Origin of the sequence: Neptuniibacter sp. PT8_73, assembly GCF_047778045.1 — a bacterium.
Lineage (GTDB): Bacteria > Pseudomonadota > Gammaproteobacteria > Pseudomonadales > Balneatricaceae > Neptuniibacter.
On record NZ_CP180545.1, the window covers coordinates 3,352,088 to 3,375,935 of the forward strand.

Consider the following 23,848-nt stretch of genomic DNA (forward strand, 5'->3'; position numbering starts at 1 on the left):
GTTAGGAAAGCAGATCCCGTACGGGCTTAAAACTGCGACGATGTTCTGGTAACGGGCCATGTTCAGCCAGTTTTTCAAAATGCAGAGCTGTAGGGTAGCCCTTATGCTTAGCAAAGCCGTACTCTGGATATTGCTGATCAAGAAGTTCCATCTCTCTATCACGATCGACTTTGGCTAAAATGGATGCAGCACTAATTTCAGGGATTTTACTATCCCCTTTTACAACAGGCTCACTAGGACAATTTAGATCGGGACTTCGATTGCCATCAACATATACAAACTCGGCAGGGATATCTAAACCTTCGACAGCCCTTTTCATCGCTAGCATAGAGGCATGGAGTATATTGATTTCATCAATTTCAGCTGGCGATGCCGAAGCGACACACCATGCCAACGCCTTTTCCTTGATTTCGATGTAAAGCTGCTCTCGTTTTTTCGCAGAAAGCTTTTTCGAATCAGCCAAACCTTGAATAGGATTTTCTGGGTCCAGAATTACTGCGGCGGCAACGACATTACCGACCAACGGACCACGACCGACCTCATCAACACCAGCCACTCTTTTACCCTGAGAAAAATCTAATTCCATAGTACTCATGAGATCACCCCTTTATCTTTCAAAAGCGCCTCAATAGCATCTGCAGCCTTTTCGTCTGCATCCTGATGAAGTTGTTTGTGTATTGCTGAAAACTTATCACGTAAATAAGCTTTGTATTCATCATCTTGCAAACTCTTTAATACTGCAGGGCCGAGTACTTCTGGTTTTACTCGATCCTGTAAGATTTCAGGCACTAAAGCCTCATCAGCCAACAGATTTGGCAAAGAGATGAACTTGGATTTCACCATTCGAGAATAGATCGCATAGGTCAATGATGACATTTTGTAAGCGACAACCATCGGTTTCTGTAAAATTGTTGCCTCAAGAGTCGCTGTACCAGACGCAATCAAAATACTATCAGCTATCGCCATCACATCACGAGAATGCTTCATCACAAGCTGAATATTAAGATCAGAGTATTTTTCTACAATTAATTTATGTAACTGATCATGGCGTGTTTCATTGGCAGCAGGGATAACATATCGAACATTCTCTAACCTCTCACTCAACCAGCGAGCGGTATCTAAAAAGGGTTCTGCCAAATATTTAAGTTCACTACCTCGGCTACCAGGCAACAACGCAATAATTGTCTCATCAGGCTTTACTGCAAACTTTTTCTTACTCTCAGCTACGTTAACACTAAGTGGAATACTATCTGCTAAAGGATGACCAACAAAAGCGACTCGCTGCTGGGTGGGAGCAAAATGCTTCGCCTCAAACGGAAATAGACTAAGAACAAGATCGGTGGTGCGTTTGATTTTATAAATACGCTTCTGCTTCCAAGCCCAAACAGATGGGCTGACATAGTGCACCGTGGGAATTCCTGCTGCCTTTAGCTCCCCTTCCATTTTAAGAGTAAAGTCTGGTGCATCCACGCCAACAAATACATCAGGAGGGTTATCGATGAAGTGGCGAATCAGTTTTTTACGAATACCAAGAAGCTCGGGTAGTCGTCCAAGGACCTCCACAAGCCCCATAACTGACAATCTTTCCAAAGGGTAATGAGAGCGACAGCCTTCAGCGATCATCAACTCACCGCCAATCCCTTCGACAGTGAGATTCGGGTAGCGTTTTTTTAACGCTTTGATTAAGCCACTACCTAAAATATCACCTGAAGCTTCACCAGCTACAATGCCTACTCGTAGGGGATTTGGCATAATCAACCTCAGCGGATTATGCCACGAGTGGAGGATTCAATAGATTGGATCATCGGAACAACTTCAGGGCATTCATTAGCCATCGCCTTTAATTCGGCCAATGCCTGAGCTGTTGTAAGTTTATTACGGAAGATAGTTTTATAAGCACGGCGCAACTGAGCAATTGAATCAGCACTAAAACCGCGACGCTTAAGACCTTCAACGTTTATACCATGGGGCTTGGCGGTATTCCCATTAGCCATAATGTAGGAAGGTATATCTTTGAGTACAACAGTACTGGTTCCACACATTACATGAGAACCGATCTTGCAGAATTGATGAACTGCAGTAAAACCACCAAGAATAGTCCAGTCACCAATATGCACATGCCCTGCAATCGCCGTATTATTAGCCATGATTACATGGTCACCAACAACGCAATCGTGAGCAACATGAGCATAAGCCATAAATAGATTATGACTGCCAATTGTCGTAGTACCTGCATCCTGAACAGTACCACGATGAATCGTGACACCTTCGCGGATAACATTATTATCCCCAATGGTCAGGGTCGTCGGTTCACCCGCATATTTCTTATCTTGGCAATCTTCACCAACAGACGAGAATTGAAATATACGGTTATTCTTCCCGATTTTGGTTGGTCCCTTGATAACTACATGAGGGCCAATAACGGTACCCGCACCAATTTCTACATCAGGCCCAATAATTGACCAAGGCCCTACTTCAACATCATCAGCAAGCTTTGCAGTAGGGTCTATAAGAGCACGGGAATCTATCAAGATTTAAACCTTTCTATCAGCACACAAAATTGTTGCACTACTTACCATATCACCTTCAACGGTAGCTCGCACATCAAACTTCCAGATACCGCGGCGCTCAGAGACAACTGTTGCTTCAAGTTTCAACTGATCTCCTGGCACTACTGGTCGTTTAAAGCGTAGTTTATCTGATCCAACAAAGTAATATATCGAGCCATCTTGCGGTTTTTTGTCCATAGTTTTAAAACCTAGGATACCAGCCGCTTGAGCCATAGCTTCGACAATCAAAACACCAGGCATTACTGGATGATCGGGAAAATGGCCATTGAAAAAAGGTTCATTAACTGTAACGTTTTTAATCGCAACAATGGATTCTCCCTTTTCTAACTCCAGCACACGATCTACCAATAAAAACGGATAGCGGTGCGGAAGGTATTCCCGTATTTCATTTACATCCATCATTTCTTAAGAACCCTTAATCTCAGTAATCTTATCTTCTACAGATTTTAGACGACGCGCTAGGTCATCTAACTGACGAAACCTAACAACATTCTTCTTCCATTTTTTATGCGGAAGCATACCGGTACCAGACGAATAGACACCTGGTTCAGTAATTGATTTTGTAACTAATGACATTGCGGTGATATGACTACCAGCAGCAATATTTAAATGCCCTGTAATTCCACATGCTCCGGCGATGGTACAACCGGCACCAATTTTAGTGCTTCCAGCTATTGCCGTACAACCTGCAATCGCAGATTTTTCACCAATGGTAACGTTGTGAGCAATTTGTATTTGGTTATCTAAAATCACACCATCAGAAATAATCGTGTGTTCAAGAGCTCCGCGATCTACCGTGGTACCTGCACCGATCTCAACGTTATTACCAACTCTAACCCCACCTAACTGCGCAATTTTCACCCAGCTGCCAGCTTCATTGGCAAAACCAAAACCATCTGCACCTAAAACGGCACCACTGTGAATAAGGCAATTTTCACCAATATGGACGTCTGTGTATAAAGTCACATTTGCGTTTATAACTGATTCAGCACCAATAACACAGTCATCACCCACAACCGAATTGGGCCCAATAACAACTCCATCACCGACGACTGAATGCTCACCAACAACAACGCCATGAGCAATAGAGGCAGTTTTTGCGATTCTGGCAGATTCCGCAATATTCGCTGATGCAGCGATACCTTTTAAAGAGCTAGAGGATGGAACAAAAAGCTGACTAACACGAGCATAAGCAAGATATGGATTATCAATAACTAAAGCATTACCTTTAAATAAACCTTGATCAGCGGGAGTCATCAAAACAGCTCCTGCCTGTGTGTCAGATAGATATTTCTGGTATTTGCTATTTGCGATAAAGCTCAAATCCGAAGATCCAGCCTGCTCCAAAGTTGCTAAGGCAGCAACTTTGAAATCACCATCGCCATGTAACTCAGCTGATAGAAAATCAGCTAATTGCTTTAGCGTGTACTCTTTCAAACTCATTCAGTACAGCTAGCCTACTGTTTATTAAGCAGTTCAACTACTCGAGGAGTAATATCAAGCTCTTTTTTCGCAAATAATGTTGCCTGTTTAGCAACGACAACGTCATAACCTTCTTTCTCGATAAGATCACGGATCACTTTATCTAGACGAGGGCGCATTTCTTGAATAAATGCCTGCTCACGCTGCATTTTTTTCTGTTGCAACGCCTGACCATTCTTTTGGTATTCTGCGAACACTTTCTGGAATTGCAGGCCTAGCTTCTTCATTTCTGCTTCAGAAGCTACCCCTTTATTTTTTTTCAACTTTTCACGCGTAGCTTTAACTTGCTTTTCTAGATCAAGCATTTTTTGATCTTCTTTAGCAAATTCAGTTTTAAGCGATTGTCGATAATCTGCAGCAGCCTCAGATGCTAACAATGCCTGCTGAACACCTAAAACCGCTATTTTTTCTGCGTTTGCACTAAAACTCAATGTTGCTGCAGCAAGAAAACCTACTAATGTTTTGAAATTCATCTTCTATTCCTTAGAAAGTTTGACCTAATGCGAACTGGAATACTTCCGTTTCGTCACCTGTTTTATCGTTGAGAGGAGCTGCCAAAGCAACTGACAATGGCCCAATTGGCGTTAACCAGCTCAATCCGAATCCAGCTGACAGTCTCAATTCATCAAGCTCTACACCACTGGTGCAGTTACCAGGTTTAGACACAGAAGAACAATCCGTATCGAATACATTGCCTGCATCAACAAATAATAGAGTTCGCCAAGATGTTTTCTCTTTTACAAATGGTGTTGGGAATATGAACTCAGCCCCACCCGAGATTAATACATCACCACCAAATGGATCATCCTTCGAATCTCTTGGTCCTAAAGAGTTTTGCTCGTAACCACGAACAGTCTTTAATCCACCTGCAAAGAAGTGTTTATAGAATGGATATTCATTACTGCCCAATTCTCCGCCATAACCTAAACGCCCCTTCATCGATAACACCCAGAATCTATCATCGGTTAACGGGTAATACCATTTAGCGTTATACAACGCTTTATAGTAGCTCAAGTCACTACCTGGCAGACCTAGCTCCAATGAAGCGCTTTGTGAGTAACCTTTTGTAGGGAAGAACCCTCTATTTAAGTGGTTAGAACTCCAACGCCCAGTTAGGTTAAAGTTAATATAATCATTACCTTCATCTGCAAGGTACTGATTGATTTCATCTGGAGTCTCTGTCGTATTAGTTTTAATCGTAACCTTCTCAACATTTAGACCAAAATTTAAACGCTGATAGTCATCAATCGGGTAACCAAAGTTGACACCCCCCCCCATCTCATCAGTCGAGAAAGCACTGGCATTGTCTTCATCAAAGTCACGCTCACGATAATAAACATTGAAACCACGACTTACGCCATCGACCGTGTAATAAGGATCAACAAAACTATAAGAGTACTCCGTCAAAGTATCACTATTAGAAATACCTATACCAACCCGCTTACCAGTTCCTAAAAAGTTATCCTGTTTTAACTGAAAGCCTAAAATAATACCGGAGCTTTGGGAGAAGCCTACACTCGCAGAAAATGAGCCTGACTGCTGTTCTTCAACGCGATAATCTATATCAACTAAATCGTTACTACCTGGCACGGGAGTAGTCTCTACAGCGACCGTTTTAAAATATCCCGTTTTCTCTAGACGCTGTTTGGACTGTTCAATCAGCTCATTCGATGCAACCGCTGCTTCCATCTGCTTAAGGTGCTGACGAATAACTTCGTCAGCGGTACGTGTATTACCTCTAATATTAATACGGCGAACGTATGTCCGCTTACCTGGATCAACGAAAAACTTAACTGTAACCGTATTATCATCATGCAACTCCGGTGCAGGGGATATGTTTGCAAACATATATCCGGCATCGCCAATACGCTTAGTTAGGGCATCTTGAGACTCTGTTATCAAACGACGTGAAAACACCTGACCTTCTTCAACTCGAACGGTATCTAAAAGCTCACTTTCCGGCACTACCATTTCTCCGGCAACAGCCACATCACGGATAGTGTACTTTTCACCCTCAGTCACATTCAGAGTAATATAGACATTCTTTTTATCCGGCGTGATAGATACTTGAGTAGAATCGATAGAGAAATTTACATAGCCGCTATCTAGGTAGTATGAACGAACTCGCTCTAGATCACCTGTTAGTTTTTGACGGGCATAACGGTCATCCTTTTTATAGAAAGACCAGAAGTTTGGTAGCTTTAAAGAAAACAGTTCTTTAAGCTCTTCATCAGAATAAACAGTATTACCTACAATATTAATATGCTGGATCGTTGCAACACGACCTTCTTTAACATTGATATTTAGAGCAACACGATTACCCGGTAAGTTTTCGACGTCCGTACTTATACTTGCACCGTAACGCCCCTGAGAAGCATAAACATGCACAAGATCTTGCTTAATCTGTTCTAGTGTCGCCCGTTTAAATACATCACCTTCTTGCAAGCCAGTCTGTTTCAAACCATCCAGCAACGCTTCAGATTCGATAACCTTGTTACCCTCTAGCCTGATCAAACTAACTGATGGGCGCTCTTGTAAGCGCAGCACAAGTACGGATTCATCACGTAACAGCTCGATATCGTCAAAATAGCCAGAAGCAAATAACTTTTTAGTTGCCTTAGTTAAGGATAGTGAATTGACTTGGTCCCCAGCTGTGACAGGGAAATTCCTAAATACGATACCTGGGGAAACACGTTGCAATCCCTCTAAACGGATATCTTCTACAACGAAAGATGATGTGTTTGCCTGAGCAAAAGATACCCAGAAAAAGAGCGCTACTAGAAGTCCAATACCACGTTTCATGAAGTGCGTCTAATCCGTAATAAATAATCGAAACAGCTATTAAAGCCGCATAAAGTCATTGAATAATGCTACAAACATTAGCGAAAGCAGCATAGCCATACCAATTTTCAGTCCAAGGAGCTGAATATTCTCACTTACAGGCTTTCCTGTCACTAATTCAACAGCATAATAAAGTAAATGTCCGCCATCTAAGACAGGGATCGGTAGTAAATTTAAGATACCCAAGCTAATACTTAGATAGGCAAGAAAACTAATATAAGATTCCAGCCCAGATTCTGCTGAAGCACCGGCCACTTTAGCAATGGTAATTGGACCACTCAAGTTTTTTACTGAGATAACACCCTCAATCATCTTCCATATTGAATCAAGTGTCAGAAGCATCATCTGCCCAGTCTTATCTACAGCACGACCAAAAGCTTCAAAAAATCCATATGCAATCGTACGCCTTAGATTATCAGGCCACGATACCGGCTGAGCAGCCGCCCCTATATAACCATATTCACGCCCTTGATCATTAACCTTACGAGCTGGTATCAAAGTAATATCACGTAGAATTTCTTCGCGGAAAACAGTCAGTTCAATTGAACGCTCTGGATTGTCTTTGACAACTTGAACAAATCCATACCAATCATCTACGGGTTGGCCATTTATACTTTTAACAATATCACCTGCAAGCAATCCGGCTTGAAGCGCTCTACCACCGTCAACAACCTGCCCTATCTCTGCCGGCACACTAGGCCTCCATGGTTCCAAGCCCAAAGCGGTCACTGGCGATTCAGACTCTACAGCAACATGCCAGTTAGATACTAATATCTGCACATTATGAGAAAGCGTACTGTTGACTGGCTTAACAACTAAGCTAATTTCTCCACTTTCACCGATTCTAGAGGCTAAGCGCAGGTTCACCTCATCCCATGACAAAGTTGAAAAACCATCTACCGACAATATCTCAACATTGCCTTGTAAACCCGCCTGCTCAGCGACCGAACCAACTTTTACGCTACCTACTACAGGCGCAACTGTTGAAACGCCGTAGACAAACATGAACCAATAAGCAAAAACAGCAAAAATGAGATTTACAAGAGGACCTGCTGCAACAATTGCGATACGTTGAATTACAGGTTTACGATTAAAGGCTTGGGTGAGCTGATCTTCAGGTACATCACCTTCACGCTCATCCAGCATTTTGACATAGCCGCCCAAAGGTATACTGGCAATCGCATACTCAGTACCTTGACGATCTTTCCACGTATAAAAAGCTTTACCAAAACCAACAGAGAAACGTAGAACTTTAACACCACAACGACGGGCCACGTAGAAATGACCCCACTCATGGATTGTAACCAATATCCCTAAGGTAACGATTGTGGCAAGAATGGTATGCAACAGTTCCATAGCAATCTCAATATGCAATTAGATATTGCATACCTAATACAAATAAAGGTGAAGCTGCTGTTAGGCTATCGATACGATCCAATACACCTCCATGCCCCGGGAGTAGCTGACTACTATCTTTAATTCCCCGATGTCGTTTCAGCATACTTTCAAACAGATCTCCAAGAACCGAGATCAACCCTGTAACAGTAGCAAGCACAACAAGAAGGATAACTTGCACCATTTCAAACCCACTATAAAAAGCAAATCCAACAGAGATAACAACACAGACTATCAAACCACCGTAAAGGCCTTCTCGCGTTTTACCAGGGCTCACATTAGGCGCTAATTTTACCCGACCAAAGTTTTTGCCCGAAAAATACGCCCCGACATCCGCACCCCAAACCAAAAGAAACAACAGTAGGATTAACATCTCACCGTTTTCTGAACCTTTAAGTCCAACAAATGCAATCCAGCTTGGCACTAATACAACCAAGCCTACTAAAGCACGTTTCCAGCCAGCACTCCAACCAGTGCTTTGCGGATATTTTACTACCCAAAAAAGCGCGACCAACCAACCTAAGAGTGCAGCTGACAAGATAAGTTCAACAGGAATAGTGGTGTAAGAAAGATGTAGGCCAGCAAGAATAGATGCCACCAAACCCACATAGATGGAACGCTGAATACGGCTTTCATAACCGGATAAATTTGCCCATTCCCAAGCACCCAAGAGAATGACAACATCCATAAAATAAAGAAAAGATGATAAAGGTAAAGCAAACACACCTAGCAACGCTAACGGGGCAAGCACAAGCGCGGTTAATATTCGCTGTTTAAGCATTTTGCTCCGCCTCTACTTGCTCACTAGTTTTGCCAAAGCGGCGCTGTCTACCGCTATAATCTTGAACCGCTGCTTTCAAATGCTCTTTATCAAAGTCAGGCCAATAAGCATCAGAGAAATACAACTCAGTGTAAGCAAATTGCCAGATCAAGAAATTACTAATACGCTGCTCACCACCCGTTCTAATACATAGATCAGGTTCAGGAAGATCGGAAAGGTTAATGCAATTACCTAGCGATTCTTCTGTAATTTCTTTAGGCGTCAATTCATTACTAAGACATTGCTCAGCCAACTGACGAGCCGCTTGCGTGATATCCCAACGACCACCATAGTTCGCCGCAATATTCAGCTGTAAACCATCACAACCAGCAGTTAATGACTCAACATGATGAATTTTATTCTGAAGCGATTCACTGAAAGAAGTTTTATCACCCACAACACGCAAGCGAATGTTATTTTTTAATAACTTCTTTGCCTCTCGATCTAATGCAAGCTTAAACAACTCCATTAAACCTTTGACCTCCAAGGGAGGCCGTTTCCAATTCTCTGAACTGAAGGCAAATAAAGTCAGAGACTCAACCCCTAGCTCCACACAGCCTTCGATGACTGAACGCACACAATCAACCCCGGCTTTATGGCCTGCCAAACCTGGTAATCTGCGCTCTTTAGCCCAGCGGTTGTTACCATCCATAATGATGGCAATATGCCGAGGAGTATTAGTAATAACTTCTGAAGAGTTGTTTTCTGATGACATGCAAATAATTCAGCAGTGCTTTGCAGCACCGCTGCTTCGATCAGATTTCCATTAGATCTTTTTCTTTCTGTTCCAAAAGACTATCCACTTCTGCAACATGCTTATCCGTAACTTTCTGAATTTGATCTTCGCCACGACGCTGATCATCTTCAGTAATCTCTTTCTCTTTCAAAAGATCTTTAAGGTCGCCGTTTGCATCACGACGAATATTACGAATTGCTACGCGCGCGCCTTCAGCTTCCTGACGCGCTTGTTTGATATAACCTTTACGTGTTTCCTCAGTCAAAGGAGGCATTGGAACACGAATATTTTCACCCGCAGTTGCTGGGTTCAAACCAAGATCAGAGGTCATAATCGCTTTTTCGATTACAGGCACCATTGGCTTTTCCCATGGCACGATAGATAGCGTACGACCGTCTTCAACGGAAATATTAGCTACCTGGCTCAAAGGCACATCAGAACCGTAATAGGAAACCTGAATTCCTTCCAGAATGCTCGGATGTGCACGACCAGTACGAATTTTTTTGAAGTTCGTTACTAGGGCATCAACACTTTTCTGCATGCGCTCGGCAGCATCCTGAGTGATTTCATTCAGCATATTTTTCTCCAACCGTTTCACTGCAATCGATCAATGTACCCTCGTCGCTACCTACTACTAGGTTGGCGAGAGCACCTGGTTTATTCATATTAAATACACGCACTGGCATATTGTGATCTCGCGTCAAACAGATCGCGGTCAGATCCATAACACCCAGTTGCTGTTCTAAAACTTCATCATAACTTAGGTGACGGTAACGGCGCGCTGTAGGATCCTTAACTGGATCTGCTGTATATACACCATCAACCTTAGTTGCTTTCAGTACAACATCCGCCTCTACCTCTATACCACGAAGGCAAGCTGCAGAATCCGTTGTAAAGAAAGGATTACCTGTACCCGCTGCAAAAATCACAACATCACCTTGGTTAAGGTAACGCATCGCATTTCGACGGTCGTAATGATCCACTACACCACTCATTGGAATAGCCGACATTACTCGAGTGTTTATATTGCTACGTTCCAATGCATCGCGCATAGCCAATGCATTCATAACAGTTGCAAGCATACCCATATGGTCGCCAGTAACACGATCCAACCCAGCCTCATTTAGCGCTGCGCCGCGAAACAAATTACCACCGCCGATAACCATACCGACTTGAACACCAATCCCTACTAACTGACCGATCTCTAAGGCCATTCGATTCAGGACATTTGAGTCTATACCAAAGCTCTCGTCACCCATCAGGGCTTCGCCGCTAAGCTTCAATAATATGCGTTTATATTTTGATTGTTTCTCGGTGGTTGGCATCCGTATATCTCCACAGAAATTGGGATCAGGAGAGTGTAGCAAGAAAAGAGGGGATTGCGCATGGGTTAGATGCGCAATCCATAAGCTTTAGAGCTTATTAGCCGTTAAGCTGAGCAGCAACTTCTGCAGCGAAGTCTACTTCTTCAACTTCAATACCTTCACCCACTTCGATACGAGTGAATGCAGATACAGTAGCGCCAGCATCTTTTGCTACCTGACCAACTTTCTGATCTGGGTTTTTAACAAAAGCTTGCTCTACTAGGCTGTTTTCAGCCAAGAACTTGTTGATACGACCAGTAACCATCTTCTCTGCAATCTCTGCAGGCTTGCTAGCCATATCTGGCTGCGCAAGAATGATTTCTTTCTCTTTCTCAACAACTTCAGCAGGCATATCTTCTTTGTTAACAACCTGAGGATTAACAGCAGTAACATGCATTGCAATGTCTTTAGCCGTTTCGTTGTTACCGCCTTCAAGCTGAACAAGTGCAGCGATCTTGTTGTTGCTATGTACGTAAGCACCAACAACACCACCTTCAACTAGGAATACGCGACGCACACCGATGTTCTCACCGATTTTCTGAACCAATGCATCACGTGCATCAGTTAGCTCACCAGCCATCAACGCTTCTACGTCAGTCGCTTTATCAGCAAACGCTTTGTCTAGAACAACATTAGCGAAAGCTAGGAAACCTTCATCACGTGCAGCAAAGTCAGTTTCAGAGTTAACTTCTACTGCTACAGCGTAGCTGCTATCGTCTGCAACTTTAACAACTACAACACCTTCTGCTGCTGTACGACCTGCTTTTTTAGCAGCCTTCATACCAGAAGCTTTACGTAGCTCTTCAATCGCTTTCTCGATGTCGCCACCAGCTTCTTTAAGTGCTTTTTTACACTCCATCATGCCTAGACCAGTACGGTCACGCAGATCCTTTACCATTGCAGCGGAAATGTTCGCCATATCGAATACCCCTATAAAATAATCGCGGGTTAATCAAAAAATCCAAAAAAGGGGGCAAGGCCCCCTCTATAAAGTCAAAGAGAATACGTTGCCGTATTCCCAGCAGAATTATTCAGCTGCTTTTTCTTCAACTTCAACGAATTCGTTTTTGTCGCCAGCAGTTGCTTCAGTACCTTCTAGGCAAGCATCAGCTGCAGACTTAACGTAAATCTGGATTGCACGCAGTGCATCATCGTTACCAGGGATAACAACATCAACGCCATCTGGGTTGCTGTTAGTATCAACGACACCGATAACTGGGATACCCAGTTTGTTTGCTTCATTTACTGCGATACGCTCGTGGTCAACGTCGATTACGAACAAAGCGTCAGGCAGACCGCCCATCTCTTTGATACCACCGATAGAACGCTCTAGCTTTTCCATTTCACGCTGACGCATCAAAGCTTCTTTCTTAGTTAGCTTTTCAAACGTACCATCCTGGCTCTGACCTTCCAGATCGCGTAGGCGACGGATAGACTGACGGATAGTTTTGTAGTTAGTCAGCATACCACCCAACCAACGGTGGTTTACGTATGGCATACCTGCACGAGAAGCTTCTTCTTTAACGATTTTGCTAGCAGCGCGCTTAGTACCAACGAAAAGAACTTTGTTCTTGTTGGAAGCCATACCCTGGATGCTATCTAGTGCACCGTTAAGTGCAGGTAGAGTGTGCTCTAGGTTGATGATATGAATCTTGTTACGAGCGCCGAAAATGAATTTAGACATTTTCGGGTTCCAGTAACGAGTCTGGTGACCGAAGTGAACGCCTGCTTTAAGCAGGTCACGCATAGTAATTTTAGCCATTATATTTTCCTAAAATTGGGTTAAACCTCCACGATCCCCAACATCCAACCCGAAGGCACCCTGAACATTGTGTCGGAACGTGTGTGATATATATTTTTGCTTACGCAAATTGAGCGCGGATTTATACCATAACCACCCAATAATTTAAAGCCTATTTCTATTCCTGCAGCAGGATTGCTACAATCACCGTCAGTTAAATTTTAATACACCGCTTCTAGCGGTTTCACAGGACAATTGACAGCTTATGAGCATCAAAATTAAAACACCTGAAGAGATCGAGAAAATGCGCGTTGCAGGCCGCTTGGCTGCAGAAGTTCTCGAAATGATCGAGCCATATATAAAACCAGGTGTCACCACAAATGAGCTGAACCAAATTTGTCATGACTACATTGTGGATAAACAGCAAGCGATTCCGGCACCGCTCAACTATCACGGTTTTCCCAAATCCATCTGCACTTCAGTTAACCAAGTTGTCTGCCACGGCATTCCAAATGACAAGAAACTGAAAGATAGTGACATTATCAACGTTGATATCACGGTAATCAAAGATGGCTATCACGGCGACACCAGCAAGATGTTTTTTGTGGGCAAAGAACTTCCTCATGCCCGTCGTCTAGTCGATATTACACTGGAATGTATGTACAAAGGCATCAAGCTAGTTAAACCAGGCGCACGCCTTGGAGATATTGGCCACGTCATCCAAACTCATGCAGAACAAAATCACTATACCGTGGTTCGTGAATACTGCGGCCATGGCATTGGCGCTGAATTCCATGAAGAACCTCAGGTTCTGCATTATGGCAAAGCAGGTACGGGTGAGATCCTTGAAGAAGGCATGATTTTCACAATCGAGCCAATGATCAATGCCGGTAAGCGTCAAGTTAAACTATCCAAGAAAGATGGCTGGACCGTTGAAACAGCAGACCGTCGCTTATCAGCACAATGGGAACACACAATTTTAGTAACTGCCGACGGTTACGAGATTCTAACCCTGCGTTCCGATGAGAACATTCAGTAAGTCATTTAACTGCGAGCAATAATTAAAGCGGGTAATGCTAAGATGTCGACCACCCTCCACCAGCAACTAGCCGAAGAAGAGATCATCGACATCGATGATTTTAGAACCAAGTTAGCTGAAGCAACTTCCCCTATTCCAGTGTACAAAGAGGCTCTTTGTACCATCAAAACCAGCCTTGACGATCGCTTTAAGGCCGGGGAGGACATTCGCAAACTAATCTACGGCCGCGCGTGGGAAATTGACCGCATCTTACAAGTCGCTTGGTCTCAATACCCATGGCCTACAGATAAAATCTCGCTTATCGCTGTTGGCGGCTATGGCCGAGGCGAACTACACCCGCATTCAGACATTGACCTACTTATCTTATTAGATGATGAGGTCAATGCTGAAGATCTACACGATTCAATTAGCGCCTTTTTGACCACCCTCTGGGATATCAATTTAGATATTGGCTCCAGCGTTCGAACACTCAGCGAATGCTATAAAGAAGCTCAAAGCGACATTACGATTGCGACCAATCTGATTGAATCTCGCACGCTAGCAGGCAACCCTGATCTACATACCCAAATGTATGATCGTGTGACTTCTGAAGGCGCTTGGACTGATAAAGAGTTCTTCCTAGCTAAGCAAAAAGAACAGAAAGAACGCCATAAGAAGACCAATAATACCGAATACAATTTAGAGCCTAACCTTAAAAACTCCCCTGGCGGCCTACGTGATTTACAAACCATAGGCTGGGTATCCAAAAGACATTTTGGTTCTACCTACATTCGCGACTTAGTTGAAGATGGCTTTCTGACAGAGACAGAACTAGATATCTTAAATAAAGGCGAACTGTACCTTTGGTCTGTTCGTTATGCTCTACATATGCTCTGCAACCGTCGTGAAGACCGCCTGCTGTTTGACCATCAGCGCACATTAGCTGAGTTCTTTGGCTACAAAGATGAAGAAGGCAAGCTTGCTGTAGAACAGTTCATGAGCAAGTACTACCGTATTGCCATGACCATGTCAGAATTCAACGACATGCTACTGCAGCACTTTGATGAAGCGATCCTTCGTGCCGATGAAGAACAAGTGATAATCCCTCTGAACAATCGCTTCCAAATCCACAACGATTATTTAGAAGTCACCCACGAAAACACATTTGAACACCAGCCTTTTGGCTTGATGGAACTGTTTGTCCTTCTGGCACAAAACCCATCCATCAAAGGCGTACGCGCTTCGACTATTCGCTTAATTCGAGACAACCGTCACAAGGTTGATGAAGAGTTTCGTAAGGACATTCGCAATACAAGTCTCTTTATGGAACTGCTTCGCACCCCAGAGCGCGTTTCTACCGAACTAAAACGGATGACACGATATGGGATTTTGGGCCGTTATCTGCCTCAATTCGGCCGTATTATCGGTCAGATGCAGCACGACCTATTCCATATCTACACTGTTGATGCGCACACCATGAAGGTAATTCAAAAGTGCCGCCAATTCAGACATCGCGACTATCGAGAAGAGTTTCCGATATGTCATCGCATTGTAAATCAGCTACCTAAAATCGAGCTGTTATACATTGCAGGTCTTTTCCATGACATTGCCAAAGGTCGTGGTGGCGATCATTCAGAGCTAGGGGCTGAAGACGTACTCGAATTCTGCGATGAGCACCACTTAGGCAAGTGGGATAGCCATTTAGTTTCCTGGCTAGTACGTAACCACTTACTTATGTCCATGACAGCTCAACGCAAGGACATTTCAGATCCGGAAGTTATCCACACATTTGCGCAACAAGTACGAGACATTGTGCATCTTGATTATCTTTATGTACTGACTATCGCCGATATCAATGCTACCAACCACACGCTGTGGAACAGCTGGCGCGCAACCTTGATGCGTAAACTCTATACCGACACTAAACGCGCTCTGCGTCGTGGCTTAGAGAACCCAATCAATAAAGAAGACCGTATCGAACAGATTCAGCACGAAGCTCAGATTCTATTGGATCGCCAAGGTGTAGAAAAAACCGATATACACACCTTATGGTCATCAATAGGAGATGATTATTTCCTTAGAGAGACCGCCCAAAGCATCGCTGAACACACCAAGGCAATTCTAGAACATACAAAAGCAGATGAGCCGCTGATCCTGATTCGCCAAACATCTCACCGTGTATTTGAAGGCGCAACAGAGATTTTTATCTACAGCAAAGATATCAAAAACCTCTTTGCAGCCACTGTAGCAGCGATGGATCAATTACACCTCAACATCCAAGATGCACGTATTATTGTGACAGATAGCGGCGAGGTCCTTAACACTTATACAGTGCTTTCAGATGACAATACGCCATTGTCGGAGAACCCGAGTCACCTACAGTCAATCAAGCAACGCTTAATTGAAGAGCTAGATGACCCAGATGACTACCCGGACATCATCCAGCGACGCGTTCCACGCCAGATGAAGCTATTTGCTACACCTACACAAGTTTACGTAAGCAATGATCCATCTGCTCAACAGACCGTACTAGAAGTGATCACACCCGATCGCCCAGGTCTACTTGCTCGCATTGGTGGCATTTTCGCAGAGCACAACTTGTCTGTACGTAAAGCGAAGATCGCAAGCGTCGGCGAGCGTGTAGAAGACTTCTTCTTTATCACCGACGAACAAGGCCTGCCAGTCTCAGATCCTGACTTATGTCAGACCCTTCAGGATCAGATCTGCCAGCAGTTGGATGAACACATCCAACACGAACGTTAATAGAGCCGTAGCCTCAGGTAATCGAGGCATTAAGACAAAGTGAGGAAAACATGGATCAACAAACGCAAAATGAAATCGAAGCGGCTGTATTCCGTCGTCTACTAGAGCACTTAGACAACCGTAAAGATGTACAGAACATTGATCTAATGATTCTGGCGGGTTTCTGCCGTAACTGTCTAAGCAAATGGTACAAAGCCGAAGCAGAGAAGCGCGGCCATGAAGTCGATTACGATGCTGCGCGTGAATTGGTATACGGTGAGTCTTACGACACTTGGAAAGATAAATACCAAAAGAAAGCGACACCAGAACAGATGGCAGCATTCGAAGCGACTCAAAAATGATCGCTTAACTATTAAAGCTTAAGCAATAAAAAAGGGAGCAACGGCTCCCTTTTTTATTGTCAATTTAGCGGCTAATCCAGGCTCGTTGAACCTGATTGAGATCCACCTCTAACGTGGTTGCATAAGTATCTTCTTGCACGGGATAAGTCTTCACAACTCTTGCTCCTCTAACAATCCCAGAGACAGCAGCCTTAAACTGATCGCTCTGCAGCACCATATCTTGCACTGAAGTAGTACCAAACAGATACTGACCATGAACAACACCAGCCAACTCTTGATAAGCACGTAGCTTAGAAGCGCGCATCGCCATTAAAATTTTATGCTGGCGGTTTTTCCCCGGTTGCAAGCTGATCGGCGCATAGCCCGTCGCTCTCACCCAATTCGGCTCTTTCGGTTCTTCAACACGGGTTGGAAAATTAACATCCGGTAACGCTTCAACCATATCAATGGTCGTCTCAACTGCCGTTTCACACCCCTGAAGAAGTAAAACTGGCGTCAATAAAAACAGCCCAGCCAATTTACGAAAAAAATTTGTGTATGCTTTTTTCATTTGATGATTTACCTAACCGGCCCACTTCCATTTTCGATAATCAAATCTTCATTTAACGCTTTGAGAGGATTATACCCTGGCAACCCGCCCTCTAGACGTGCGTTACTTACATGGCTCTGTCCAGTTGCCAACACCTGTCGAGTCGTTGTATCAATGACTCGTGCATTTATGACCATACCATCAGAATGTTGCGCATAAGTTCCTGTCACCAAGAAATATAATTTGTAGCGTGTTCTGAGGCCTGACAGATTCTGTTTGGATAGCGGCTGTTTGGTTGATGTTGTTAAACCCGCTGCACGATAATCAATTAAGTTATAACCATGCTGTTGCAACTGATAAATAAACGCCTGCTCTATACGTTCACCAAAACGTCCGACTTTGCGTTCATTATGTAAATTTGTGAATGGAATGACCGCCATTGGAAATTTTTTAACACGATTTTGCTGCAAACCCGTTGTCATCTGTACAGCCATTTGCTGAACAGCCTCACTGAGAGGGTCCAAACCGTTTGGAGAAACATCAACTTGCACAACCTCTCGCTGCAACATCGCACGCTCTTTTTCCAACAGCGCTTCTTTTTCAGCAATATGCGCTTTTTCTAGCTTATGCAGTTCTGCAACGACTTCAGGACTCATACTTTCAATATGCACGGACTCAGGCCCAGCATCTTTATTCGTTTGCTGCATACAACCACTTAAACATCCGATTGCAAACAGCAGTAAAATATTTTTCATCCTGATCTTCCAAACTAAGGTTACGCACCACAATCTAACATAATCATCTAGGTATAGGGAGCAATACAAAACGCGACCTTATACAATGATTTACAATCACATTGTAATTGCATACTGTCAGCTTTAAGAGCCCTGGGATAAGATGCACACGGCTCCAACATCTGTTATTTAAGTTATCTACATATAGTGTAAGTAATCGGTCAACGGTGAGATATGTTTAATCTAGTGCAAAAATTAATCTTAGCCTGCCTGCTTCTATTACCCCTTTCAGCTCAGGCAGTTATTGTTGAAGCTCAAGGTCAAGCTATTATTGCCAACAAAGATATAAACTCCGCTAGAGAAGCAGCAATTCGAGATGCTTCCCAGCAAGCCTCTATGCAAGCTGCTGTGTATATTTCTAGCAGCCAAGTCGTTCGAGATGGCATTCTAGAAATCGACAACATGCAGATCAGCACCTTAGGCCAAGTATCCAATATTGAGATAGTGGATGAGAAGGTAGTTGGTAATACTTTATTTATCCGTATTCGGGCTGATGTACTGATTGATCAAGGGTGCCACAACGGCGTAAGCAACAGTTACACAAAATCAATTGCCGTTACCGCCTTCCCATTACTAAAACTTAAACAAGCCAACCTAGGTGGCTTAGGCAGTGTGAGCAGTGTTTTTCCTGCTCAAATTGCACAACTGATGAATAACAAACAGTCTTTTGTTGCTCACAACGCCGGCCGTCTAAACCTTCATCCACAACCAGAATTCGCCCCAACCAATCAGTTGGATGACGGCGCCCTTTCCAGCATGCAACAAACAGCGGGCCAGCTAAATGTAAACTATGTTGTCTCCGGTGTTATCCGCGATATGTCGATGATGGATCCTCGTACTCATGCCGAGAAAAATTTCCTAATCGACCTATACAACACCTTGGATTACAAAAGCAAAAGACACTTACGAAACTTTGAAATAGACCTATTTATCCATGACGGTATGACTGGCCATCTTGTCAGCCAAAAACACTACCAAACCGCTGGCCTCTGGAATCTAGATCGCACAATTAAGACAGGCTTCAATACTGCTGGATTCTTCAAGCAGGATTATGGACAAAAAGTTAAACAGCTCCAGCACACCATTCTTGAAGAGCTTCAAAACGAATTACTTTGCGAGCCTTTCTCGACCTTGATTACTCAAGTTGAAGACCGAAATATCTGGATTAACTCTGGTAAACAACAGGGCTTGAAACGAGGCGACAAACTTACGATCTACCGCAAATCCACTTATTACTCGCCAGATATGAAAGCGACCACCCAGTTAACCAATACTAAGCAAACCTTGGTCATCGATGACGTACAAATGGGGTCAGCTTCAGGCCACATGAGCAGCGCAGCCGCTTCATTCAATATTAGGCCGGGCGACTTAGCTATTGCTCGCTAATGAAGTAAAAGATAAGAAAGGAATGCACTCGAGCCTAAAAAGCTCGAGTGCCGTATCAATACTTAGCGACGCGTTCCGCTGATATTGATCTCTACACGACGGTTCTGTGAACGGCCCGCAGAGGTTTTATTATCAGCAATAGGATAACGTTCGCCATAACCACGGGCATTAATACGTAAACGCTCAACCCCCGCACTTACAAGGTAATCACCTACGCGAGCAGCACGGCGCTCAGAAAGTTGCTGGTTATATTCAAAAGAACCAGAACTATCTGTAAAGCCATCAACATTCAATTCAGTCTGATCAAACTTAGCCAGCACCTTAGCTACAGAGTCCAATACAGGGTAGAAACTACCTGCAATACGATCAGAATTCACAGCAAATGTAATATTGCCCGGCATAATCAAACGAATGGAATCACCGATACGTTCAACACGCACTCCTGTACCTTCCAGTTCCTGACGTAACAAAGTTTCCTGTTGATCCATGTAATAGCCGATACCGCCACCAACAGCACCACCCACAAGCGCACCCGTCAAAGCACCTTTACCGCGGTCGCTTTTGCTAGAAACTGCAGCACCAAGCACAGCACCTGCAACAGCACCAATACCTGCACCCTTCGCAGTATTACCAACCTTCTGCTCACCTGTATAAGGATCTAGTGTTTGACAACCCGTTAGCAGAACACCTGTAACGGCTACAGCAATCAGTTTTTTCATGCATATCTCCTAAGATTCTTGCGCTCCCTGAATTCGGCCATAGTATGACTGAATATTGGCTGACTAAAAACAAATAAAATACGTCATAGATGCTAGTCAGTACGGGTAAACACCGATAAAATAATACGATTGTAATTTTTATATTTGGCCTATATCTACTGCCGCTTAAAATACGTTATTGTGTAGCGATTAGATAGAGCCCTTCGATTATCAGTAGTACTGCCCTTTGAGGAGATACAATTGTCCCAGCTTCCTGTCATTGTTGGTTTTGGTGGTATAAACCCTGCTGGACGTGCCTCATTCCACCACGCTTATCGCCGATTAATCATCGATAAGCTGGATACTCAATCTCGCGCTGAGACATTAACCGATCTCGCTATTTTGACTGGCCTAGCGACTACATCTGAAGGCCAATATCTAAACCAAGATGGTGAAGTTTGCGCTGCGGATACGCTTATTGCGTCTTTACAAGAACAACTACTCAATAGCACCCTGATCCGACAGATCGAAGGGAGCTGCTTTGACGTCAACAACGTCATGTTTAATAAGCCAGCAAGCATCAATTTAGGCGAGGAAACTTTAAGATTCCAGTTACGTAAACGTCAAATGCCGCAAAGCATTCCAAGTAATTGGCAAGTGACAGAGACATCTTCTGGGCAATTTGATATTGAAATCACAGGGAAATTAGAAGCAATTTTGCCGGATAGCAAAACAGCACCTGTTCAATCAGCAGGTCAGCTACCTAGCGGCTTCCAACCGGGCAAACTTTATCAATCTCGTAATCACCCACGTAATCTACAGATGACGGTTTTTGCAGCATCGGATGCGATCTCTTCAAGCGGCATTCCATTTGAACGCATCAGCGCTTACGTTGCACCAGACCAGATCGCAGTCTATGCCAGCAACTCTATTGGCCAATTAGATGATTTTGGCTTTGGTGGTTTAACTAAATTCCCAGCGATTGGTAAGCGCACAACATCGAAACAGATGCCCCTTGGCTATGCGCAAATGCCAGCAGATTTTGTGAATGCCTACATCCTCGGCAACGTAGGAACTACAGGCGGCGCGCTAGGTGCTTGCGCAACTTTCCTTTATAACTTACGTAGCGGTGTTAATGATATCCGCAGCGGCCGCCGCAAAGTAGTATTAGTGGGTGGCAGTGATGCCCCAATCACACCTGAAGTAATCGAAGGCTTCCGCGCAATGGGCGCCCTCGCTGAAGATAAAGATCTTCTTGCTTTAGATAATCTTGCTGAACTCACCAGCGATGATTACCGCAAAGCGTGTCGCCCATTTGGTAATAACTGTGGATTCACCATTGGCGAGAGTAGCCAATTCGTATTGCTGATGAGTGATGATCTCGCTGTTGAGTTAGGCGCGGAAATCTATGGTGCTGTACCAGAAGTATTTGTTAACGCCGACGGTCATAAGAAATCGATCTCCGCTCCAGGCGTGGGTAACTACATCACTCTAGCTAAATCAGCCTCTTTGATCCGCTCCATGCTAGGTGAAGAGTCATTACAACAGCGCAGTTTTGTTCAGGCCCACGGTACAAGCACTCCACAAAACCGCGTTACCGAATCTCATGTTATCAACGAGACAGCCAAAGCCTTCTCGATTGATAACTGGACAGTTTCTGCAGTGAAGTGCTATCTAGGCCACTCCCAAGGTACTGCAGGGGGGGATCAATTAAGCACCTCTCTAGGTACGTGGAAATATGGCTATATCCCAGGCATAGTAACGACACCTGCGTTTGCTGATGATGTTCATCAAAGCAACCTTAACCTGAGCAACCAACACCATGAAGTTGGTGTAACAGGTATGGATTCTGTGCTGCTTAACTCTAAAGGCTTTGGCGGCAACAACGCTTCTGCGCCTGTACTAGCGCCGCATGTTGTGCATAACATGCTTAAGAAGCGTTACAGTGCTACACAATTAAAAGAGTATCAGAACAAGCTTGAGCAAACCCGTGCTGTCGCGAGCGCTTATGACCAAGCAGCAATTCTCGGTGAAGCTAAACCAATCTATCGCTACGATCACAACGTCCTTCAGGGCGAAGATCTTAAAATCTCTGATACACAAATAAAACTTCCAGGCTATGCAAACCCAGTGAGCTTAGAAGTTAGCAACCCTTTTGAAGACCTTTGCTAAACAAGGAAATGAGTATGCGTAATGCAGTGTTACTTTTGATTGCAGGTTTAAGTTTGAGCGGCTGCATGAGCATGGACTCGTTGTCTCTAGGCAAATCAGAGCCAACCGAGACTGACTATTACCTGATCGATACTAAATTTCGCTTCTTCTGCCTAGGTAACACTAAGCAGTGCCGTGACATGACTAAAGTAGTCTCTTCCCGAGCTCAGCTAAAACCTATTGAAGAAGCCTACGGAATGCCGGTGAAAGGGCCTAATTACCCAGTATCATTGACTCGCATGCTAATGAACCCTGCGGATGGAAGCTACAAAAGCACTCCTGTAGGAGATACTGGACGCTATTTTAAAATTCCAGTAAACGACAAAACACTGACAGCTTGGAACACACTTAGCGATATTGAGAAAGATCTCTATTAAGCAGCTGAAAACAATAAACGTTTTACTTGCTGAGAGGTGATCTCCGCAACCTTTGTTACTGAGATATTTTTTAGTTCAGCGATCACCTCAGCCACCCTTCTCACTCTAGCTGGCTGATTAATCTCTCCCTGATGCCCAGCCAAAGGCATATCCGGCGCATCCGTCTCTAGCACGAACGACTCTAGCGGCAATGCCTGTACAAGCCGCCTTACTTTCTTCGCCCGCTCATAAGTAACGGTTCCGCCAATACCCAATTTAAAACCTAAATCCAAGTATTGCCGTGCTTGCTGTTCACTTCCAGAGAAAGCATGCACAATGCCGCCTCGCTCTAGCTGAATTAATCGCAACTGTTTCAACATCTGATCATGCGCTTTACGAACATGCAGTAAAACCGGCAGGTTAAACTTCTTCGCCAAAGCCAATTGTTCATTCAAATAGAGTAATTGTTGATCTAGATTGGCCTGAGGAATAAAAAGGTCCAGACCTATCTCACCTACAGCACAGACCTGTTCAGTCACCAACAAGGTTTCTAAAAGTTCAAGATCTGCCTGCGTGTGCTTTGCCATAAAGCAGGGATGTAAACCAAGCGCAGCGTGGAGATTATGATCCGACTTAATCAGACTCAATAAGTCTTGCCACCTATCAGCGATGACACCAGGAACGACAATATCGCGCACTCCAGCAGCTCTTGCCTGAAGAAGGATCTCTTTACGAGAAAGATCAAATTCTGAGAAGTCTAAATGACAGTGGCTATCAATAAATTGCATAGCATTAGATTAGGG

General features: G+C 43.9%; 24 protein-coding genes. 6 read left to right on the top strand and 18 right to left on the bottom strand.

The annotated features are described in order from the left end of the window. Position 1: 1 nt before the first annotated feature. The 14 genes from rnhB to rpsB form a co-directional block, all read right to left on the bottom strand. The gene (gene rnhB / locus ACMXYN_RS15205; RefSeq protein ID WP_415892568.1) at positions 2-595 is read right to left on the bottom strand and encodes a ribonuclease HII; all 594 of its coding nucleotides are present in this window, start codon (positions 593-595) and stop codon (positions 2-4) included. Further along, a complete protein-coding gene (gene lpxB, locus ACMXYN_RS15210) occupies positions 592-1,752 on the bottom strand; it encodes a lipid-A-disaccharide synthase (protein ID WP_415892569.1) in 1,161 nt (386 codons plus the stop codon). The genes rnhB and lpxB overlap by 4 nt, the downstream gene beginning before the upstream one ends. An 8-nt stretch (positions 1,753-1,760) precedes the next feature. Beyond that, positions 1,761-2,531 (bottom strand): acyl-ACP--UDP-N-acetylglucosamine O-acyltransferase, encoded by a 771-nt coding sequence (gene lpxA, locus ACMXYN_RS15215; RefSeq protein ID WP_415892570.1) that lies wholly within the window; start codon positions 2,529-2,531, stop codon positions 1,761-1,763. 3 nt (positions 2,532-2,534) lie between these two features. Next, the gene (gene fabZ, locus ACMXYN_RS15220; protein WP_415892571.1) at positions 2,535-2,972 is read right to left on the bottom strand and encodes a 3-hydroxyacyl-ACP dehydratase FabZ; all 438 of its coding nucleotides are present in this window, start codon (positions 2,970-2,972) and stop codon (positions 2,535-2,537) included. A gap of 3 nt (positions 2,973-2,975) precedes the next feature. Then, positions 2,976-4,013, bottom strand: a complete 1,038-nt coding sequence (gene lpxD / locus ACMXYN_RS15225) for a UDP-3-O-(3-hydroxymyristoyl)glucosamine N-acyltransferase (protein WP_415892572.1) — start codon at positions 4,011-4,013, stop codon at positions 2,976-2,978. A gap of 14 nt (positions 4,014-4,027) precedes the next feature. Beyond that, positions 4,028-4,525 (bottom strand): OmpH family outer membrane protein, encoded by a 498-nt coding sequence (locus tag ACMXYN_RS15230; protein WP_415892573.1) that lies wholly within the window; start codon positions 4,523-4,525, stop codon positions 4,028-4,030. 10 nt (positions 4,526-4,535) lie between these two features. Beyond that, positions 4,536-6,854, bottom strand: coding sequence for an outer membrane protein assembly factor BamA (gene bamA / locus ACMXYN_RS15235; RefSeq protein WP_415892574.1), 2,319 nt, complete (start codon positions 6,852-6,854; stop codon positions 4,536-4,538). A gap of 39 nt (positions 6,855-6,893) precedes the next feature. Then, positions 6,894-8,249: a sigma E protease regulator RseP gene (gene rseP, locus ACMXYN_RS15240; protein WP_415892575.1), complete on the bottom strand. Its 1,356-nt coding sequence runs from the start codon at positions 8,247-8,249 to the stop codon at positions 6,894-6,896. 7 nt (positions 8,250-8,256) lie between these two features. Beyond that, positions 8,257-9,069: a phosphatidate cytidylyltransferase gene (locus ACMXYN_RS15245; RefSeq protein WP_415892576.1), complete on the bottom strand. Its 813-nt coding sequence runs from the start codon at positions 9,067-9,069 to the stop codon at positions 8,257-8,259. Beyond that, positions 9,062-9,823: a polyprenyl diphosphate synthase gene (gene uppS / locus ACMXYN_RS15250; protein WP_415892577.1), complete on the bottom strand. Its 762-nt coding sequence runs from the start codon at positions 9,821-9,823 to the stop codon at positions 9,062-9,064. The genes ACMXYN_RS15245 and uppS overlap by 8 nt, the downstream gene beginning before the upstream one ends. A 40-nt stretch (positions 9,824-9,863) precedes the next feature. Further along, positions 9,864-10,421, bottom strand: coding sequence for a ribosome recycling factor (gene frr, locus ACMXYN_RS15255; protein WP_415885836.1), 558 nt, complete (start codon positions 10,419-10,421; stop codon positions 9,864-9,866). Then, complete coding sequence (gene pyrH / locus ACMXYN_RS15260) at positions 10,411-11,169, bottom strand: UMP kinase (protein WP_415882452.1); 759 nt, start codon at positions 11,167-11,169, stop codon at positions 10,411-10,413. The genes frr and pyrH overlap by 11 nt, the downstream gene beginning before the upstream one ends. Positions 11,170-11,266: 97 nt before the next feature. Beyond that, positions 11,267-12,127 (bottom strand): translation elongation factor Ts, encoded by an 861-nt coding sequence (gene tsf, locus ACMXYN_RS15265; RefSeq protein WP_415882453.1) that lies wholly within the window; start codon positions 12,125-12,127, stop codon positions 11,267-11,269. A 108-nt stretch (positions 12,128-12,235) separates the two neighbouring features. Beyond that, the gene (rpsB, locus tag ACMXYN_RS15270) at positions 12,236-12,970 is read right to left on the bottom strand and encodes a 30S ribosomal protein S2 (RefSeq protein WP_415889323.1); all 735 of its coding nucleotides are present in this window, start codon (positions 12,968-12,970) and stop codon (positions 12,236-12,238) included. A gap of 244 nt (positions 12,971-13,214) precedes the next feature. On the opposite strand from rpsB, the gene map reads away from it, so the two are divergent. The 3 genes from map to ACMXYN_RS15285 are packed head-to-tail and all read left to right on the top strand — an operon-like array spanning position 13,215 to position 17,071. Then, complete coding sequence (map, locus tag ACMXYN_RS15275; protein ID WP_415885839.1) at positions 13,215-13,988, top strand: type I methionyl aminopeptidase; 774 nt, start codon at positions 13,215-13,217, stop codon at positions 13,986-13,988. Between the two features lie 42 nt (positions 13,989-14,030). Next, positions 14,031-16,730 (top strand): [protein-PII] uridylyltransferase, encoded by a 2,700-nt coding sequence (locus tag ACMXYN_RS15280; protein WP_415892578.1) that lies wholly within the window; start codon positions 14,031-14,033, stop codon positions 16,728-16,730. 50 nt (positions 16,731-16,780) lie between these two features. Further along, the gene (locus tag ACMXYN_RS15285; protein ID WP_415885841.1) at positions 16,781-17,071 is read left to right on the top strand and encodes a DUF1244 domain-containing protein; all 291 of its coding nucleotides are present in this window, start codon (positions 16,781-16,783) and stop codon (positions 17,069-17,071) included. A 64-nt stretch (positions 17,072-17,135) separates the two neighbouring features. Here ACMXYN_RS15285 and ACMXYN_RS15290 read toward each other — a convergent pair whose 3' ends face one another. Both ACMXYN_RS15290 and ACMXYN_RS15295 read right to left on the bottom strand, forming a co-directional pair. Next, complete coding sequence (locus ACMXYN_RS15290; protein ID WP_415892579.1) at positions 17,136-17,621, bottom strand: LPP20 family lipoprotein; 486 nt, start codon at positions 17,619-17,621, stop codon at positions 17,136-17,138. Between the two features lie 8 nt (positions 17,622-17,629). Beyond that, positions 17,630-18,355 (bottom strand): FlgO family outer membrane protein, encoded by a 726-nt coding sequence (locus tag ACMXYN_RS15295; protein WP_415892580.1) that lies wholly within the window; start codon positions 18,353-18,355, stop codon positions 17,630-17,632. A 213-nt stretch (positions 18,356-18,568) separates the two neighbouring features. Here ACMXYN_RS15295 and ACMXYN_RS15300 point away from each other — a divergent pair, with 213 nt between their 5' ends. Continuing rightward, on the top strand, positions 18,569-19,780 hold the full coding sequence (locus ACMXYN_RS15300) for a flagellar assembly protein T N-terminal domain-containing protein (protein WP_415892581.1): 1,212 nt from the start codon (positions 18,569-18,571) through the stop codon (positions 19,778-19,780). Positions 19,781-19,842: 62 nt separating this feature from the next. On the opposite strand, the gene ACMXYN_RS15305 is transcribed toward ACMXYN_RS15300, so the two are convergent. Then, positions 19,843-20,499 carry an OmpA family protein gene (locus tag ACMXYN_RS15305; protein WP_415892582.1) on the bottom strand — a complete coding sequence of 219 codons (657 nt, stop codon included), beginning with the start codon at positions 20,497-20,499 and terminating at the stop codon, positions 19,843-19,845. Between the two features lie 240 nt (positions 20,500-20,739). On the opposite strand from ACMXYN_RS15305, the gene ACMXYN_RS15310 reads away from it, so the two are divergent. Beyond that, positions 20,740-22,650, top strand: a complete 1,911-nt coding sequence (locus ACMXYN_RS15310; protein ID WP_415892583.1) for a beta-ketoacyl synthase — start codon at positions 20,740-20,742, stop codon at positions 22,648-22,650. 14 nt (positions 22,651-22,664) lie between these two features. Next, positions 22,665-23,066, top strand: a complete 402-nt coding sequence (locus tag ACMXYN_RS15315; protein WP_415892584.1) for a hypothetical protein — start codon at positions 22,665-22,667, stop codon at positions 23,064-23,066. Here the strand turns inward: ACMXYN_RS15315 and ACMXYN_RS15320 are convergent. Next, entirely contained in the window at positions 23,063-23,833 is a 771-nt protein-coding gene (locus ACMXYN_RS15320) for a TatD family hydrolase (protein ID WP_415892585.1), read from the bottom strand. The genes ACMXYN_RS15315 and ACMXYN_RS15320 overlap by 4 nt on opposite strands. Positions 23,834-23,848: the final 15 nt, after the last annotated feature.

Excerpts from the sequence above, each read along its gene's own strand:
- frr (WP_415885836.1), bottom strand. The coding sequence starts at position 10,421 with ATGCTGAATGAAATCACTCAGGATGCTGCCGAGCGCATGCAGAAAAGT.
- bamA (WP_415892574.1), bottom strand. The coding sequence starts at position 6,854 with ATGAAACGTGGTATTGGACTTCTAGTAGCGCTCTTTTTCTGGGTATCT.
- ACMXYN_RS15230 (WP_415892573.1), bottom strand. The coding sequence starts at position 4,525 with ATGAATTTCAAAACATTAGTAGGTTTTCTTGCTGCAGCAACATTGAGT.
- ACMXYN_RS15295 (WP_415892580.1), bottom strand. The coding sequence starts at position 18,355 with ATGAAAAATATTTTACTGCTGTTTGCAATCGGATGTTTAAGTGGTTGT.
- rseP (WP_415892575.1), bottom strand. The coding sequence starts at position 8,249 with ATGGAACTGTTGCATACCATTCTTGCCACAATCGTTACCTTAGGGATA.
- tsf (WP_415882453.1), bottom strand. The coding sequence starts at position 12,127 with ATGGCGAACATTTCCGCTGCAATGGTAAAGGATCTGCGTGACCGTACT.
- ACMXYN_RS15305 (WP_415892582.1), bottom strand. The coding sequence starts at position 20,499 with ATGAAAAAACTGATTGCTGTAGCCGTTACAGGTGTTCTGCTAACGGGT.
- fabZ (WP_415892571.1), bottom strand. The coding sequence starts at position 2,972 with ATGATGGATGTAAATGAAATACGGGAATACCTTCCGCACCGCTATCCG.
- lpxD (WP_415892572.1), bottom strand. The coding sequence starts at position 4,013 with ATGAGTTTGAAAGAGTACACGCTAAAGCAATTAGCTGATTTTCTATCA.
- rpsB (WP_415889323.1), bottom strand. The coding sequence starts at position 12,970 with ATGGCTAAAATTACTATGCGTGACCTGCTTAAAGCAGGCGTTCACTTC.
- map (WP_415885839.1), top strand. The coding sequence starts at position 13,215 with ATGAGCATCAAAATTAAAACACCTGAAGAGATCGAGAAAATGCGCGTT.
- pyrH (WP_415882452.1), bottom strand. The coding sequence starts at position 11,169 with ATGCCAACCACCGAGAAACAATCAAAATATAAACGCATATTATTGAAG.
- ACMXYN_RS15245 (WP_415892576.1), bottom strand. The coding sequence starts at position 9,069 with ATGCTTAAACAGCGAATATTAACCGCGCTTGTGCTTGCCCCGTTAGCG.
- ACMXYN_RS15280 (WP_415892578.1), top strand. The coding sequence starts at position 14,031 with ATGTCGACCACCCTCCACCAGCAACTAGCCGAAGAAGAGATCATCGAC.
- lpxB (WP_415892569.1), bottom strand. The coding sequence starts at position 1,752 with ATGCCAAATCCCCTACGAGTAGGCATTGTAGCTGGTGAAGCTTCAGGT.
- rnhB (WP_415892568.1), bottom strand. The coding sequence starts at position 595 with ATGAGTACTATGGAATTAGATTTTTCTCAGGGTAAAAGAGTGGCTGGT.
- uppS (WP_415892577.1), bottom strand. The coding sequence starts at position 9,823 with ATGTCATCAGAAAACAACTCTTCAGAAGTTATTACTAATACTCCTCGG.
- ACMXYN_RS15285 (WP_415885841.1), top strand. The coding sequence starts at position 16,781 with ATGGATCAACAAACGCAAAATGAAATCGAAGCGGCTGTATTCCGTCGT.
- ACMXYN_RS15290 (WP_415892579.1), bottom strand. The coding sequence starts at position 17,621 with ATGAAAAAAGCATACACAAATTTTTTTCGTAAATTGGCTGGGCTGTTT.
- ACMXYN_RS15320 (WP_415892585.1), bottom strand. The coding sequence starts at position 23,833 with ATGCAATTTATTGATAGCCACTGTCATTTAGACTTCTCAGAATTTGAT.
- ACMXYN_RS15300 (WP_415892581.1), top strand. The coding sequence starts at position 18,569 with ATGTTTAATCTAGTGCAAAAATTAATCTTAGCCTGCCTGCTTCTATTA.
- ACMXYN_RS15315 (WP_415892584.1), top strand. The coding sequence starts at position 22,665 with ATGCGTAATGCAGTGTTACTTTTGATTGCAGGTTTAAGTTTGAGCGGC.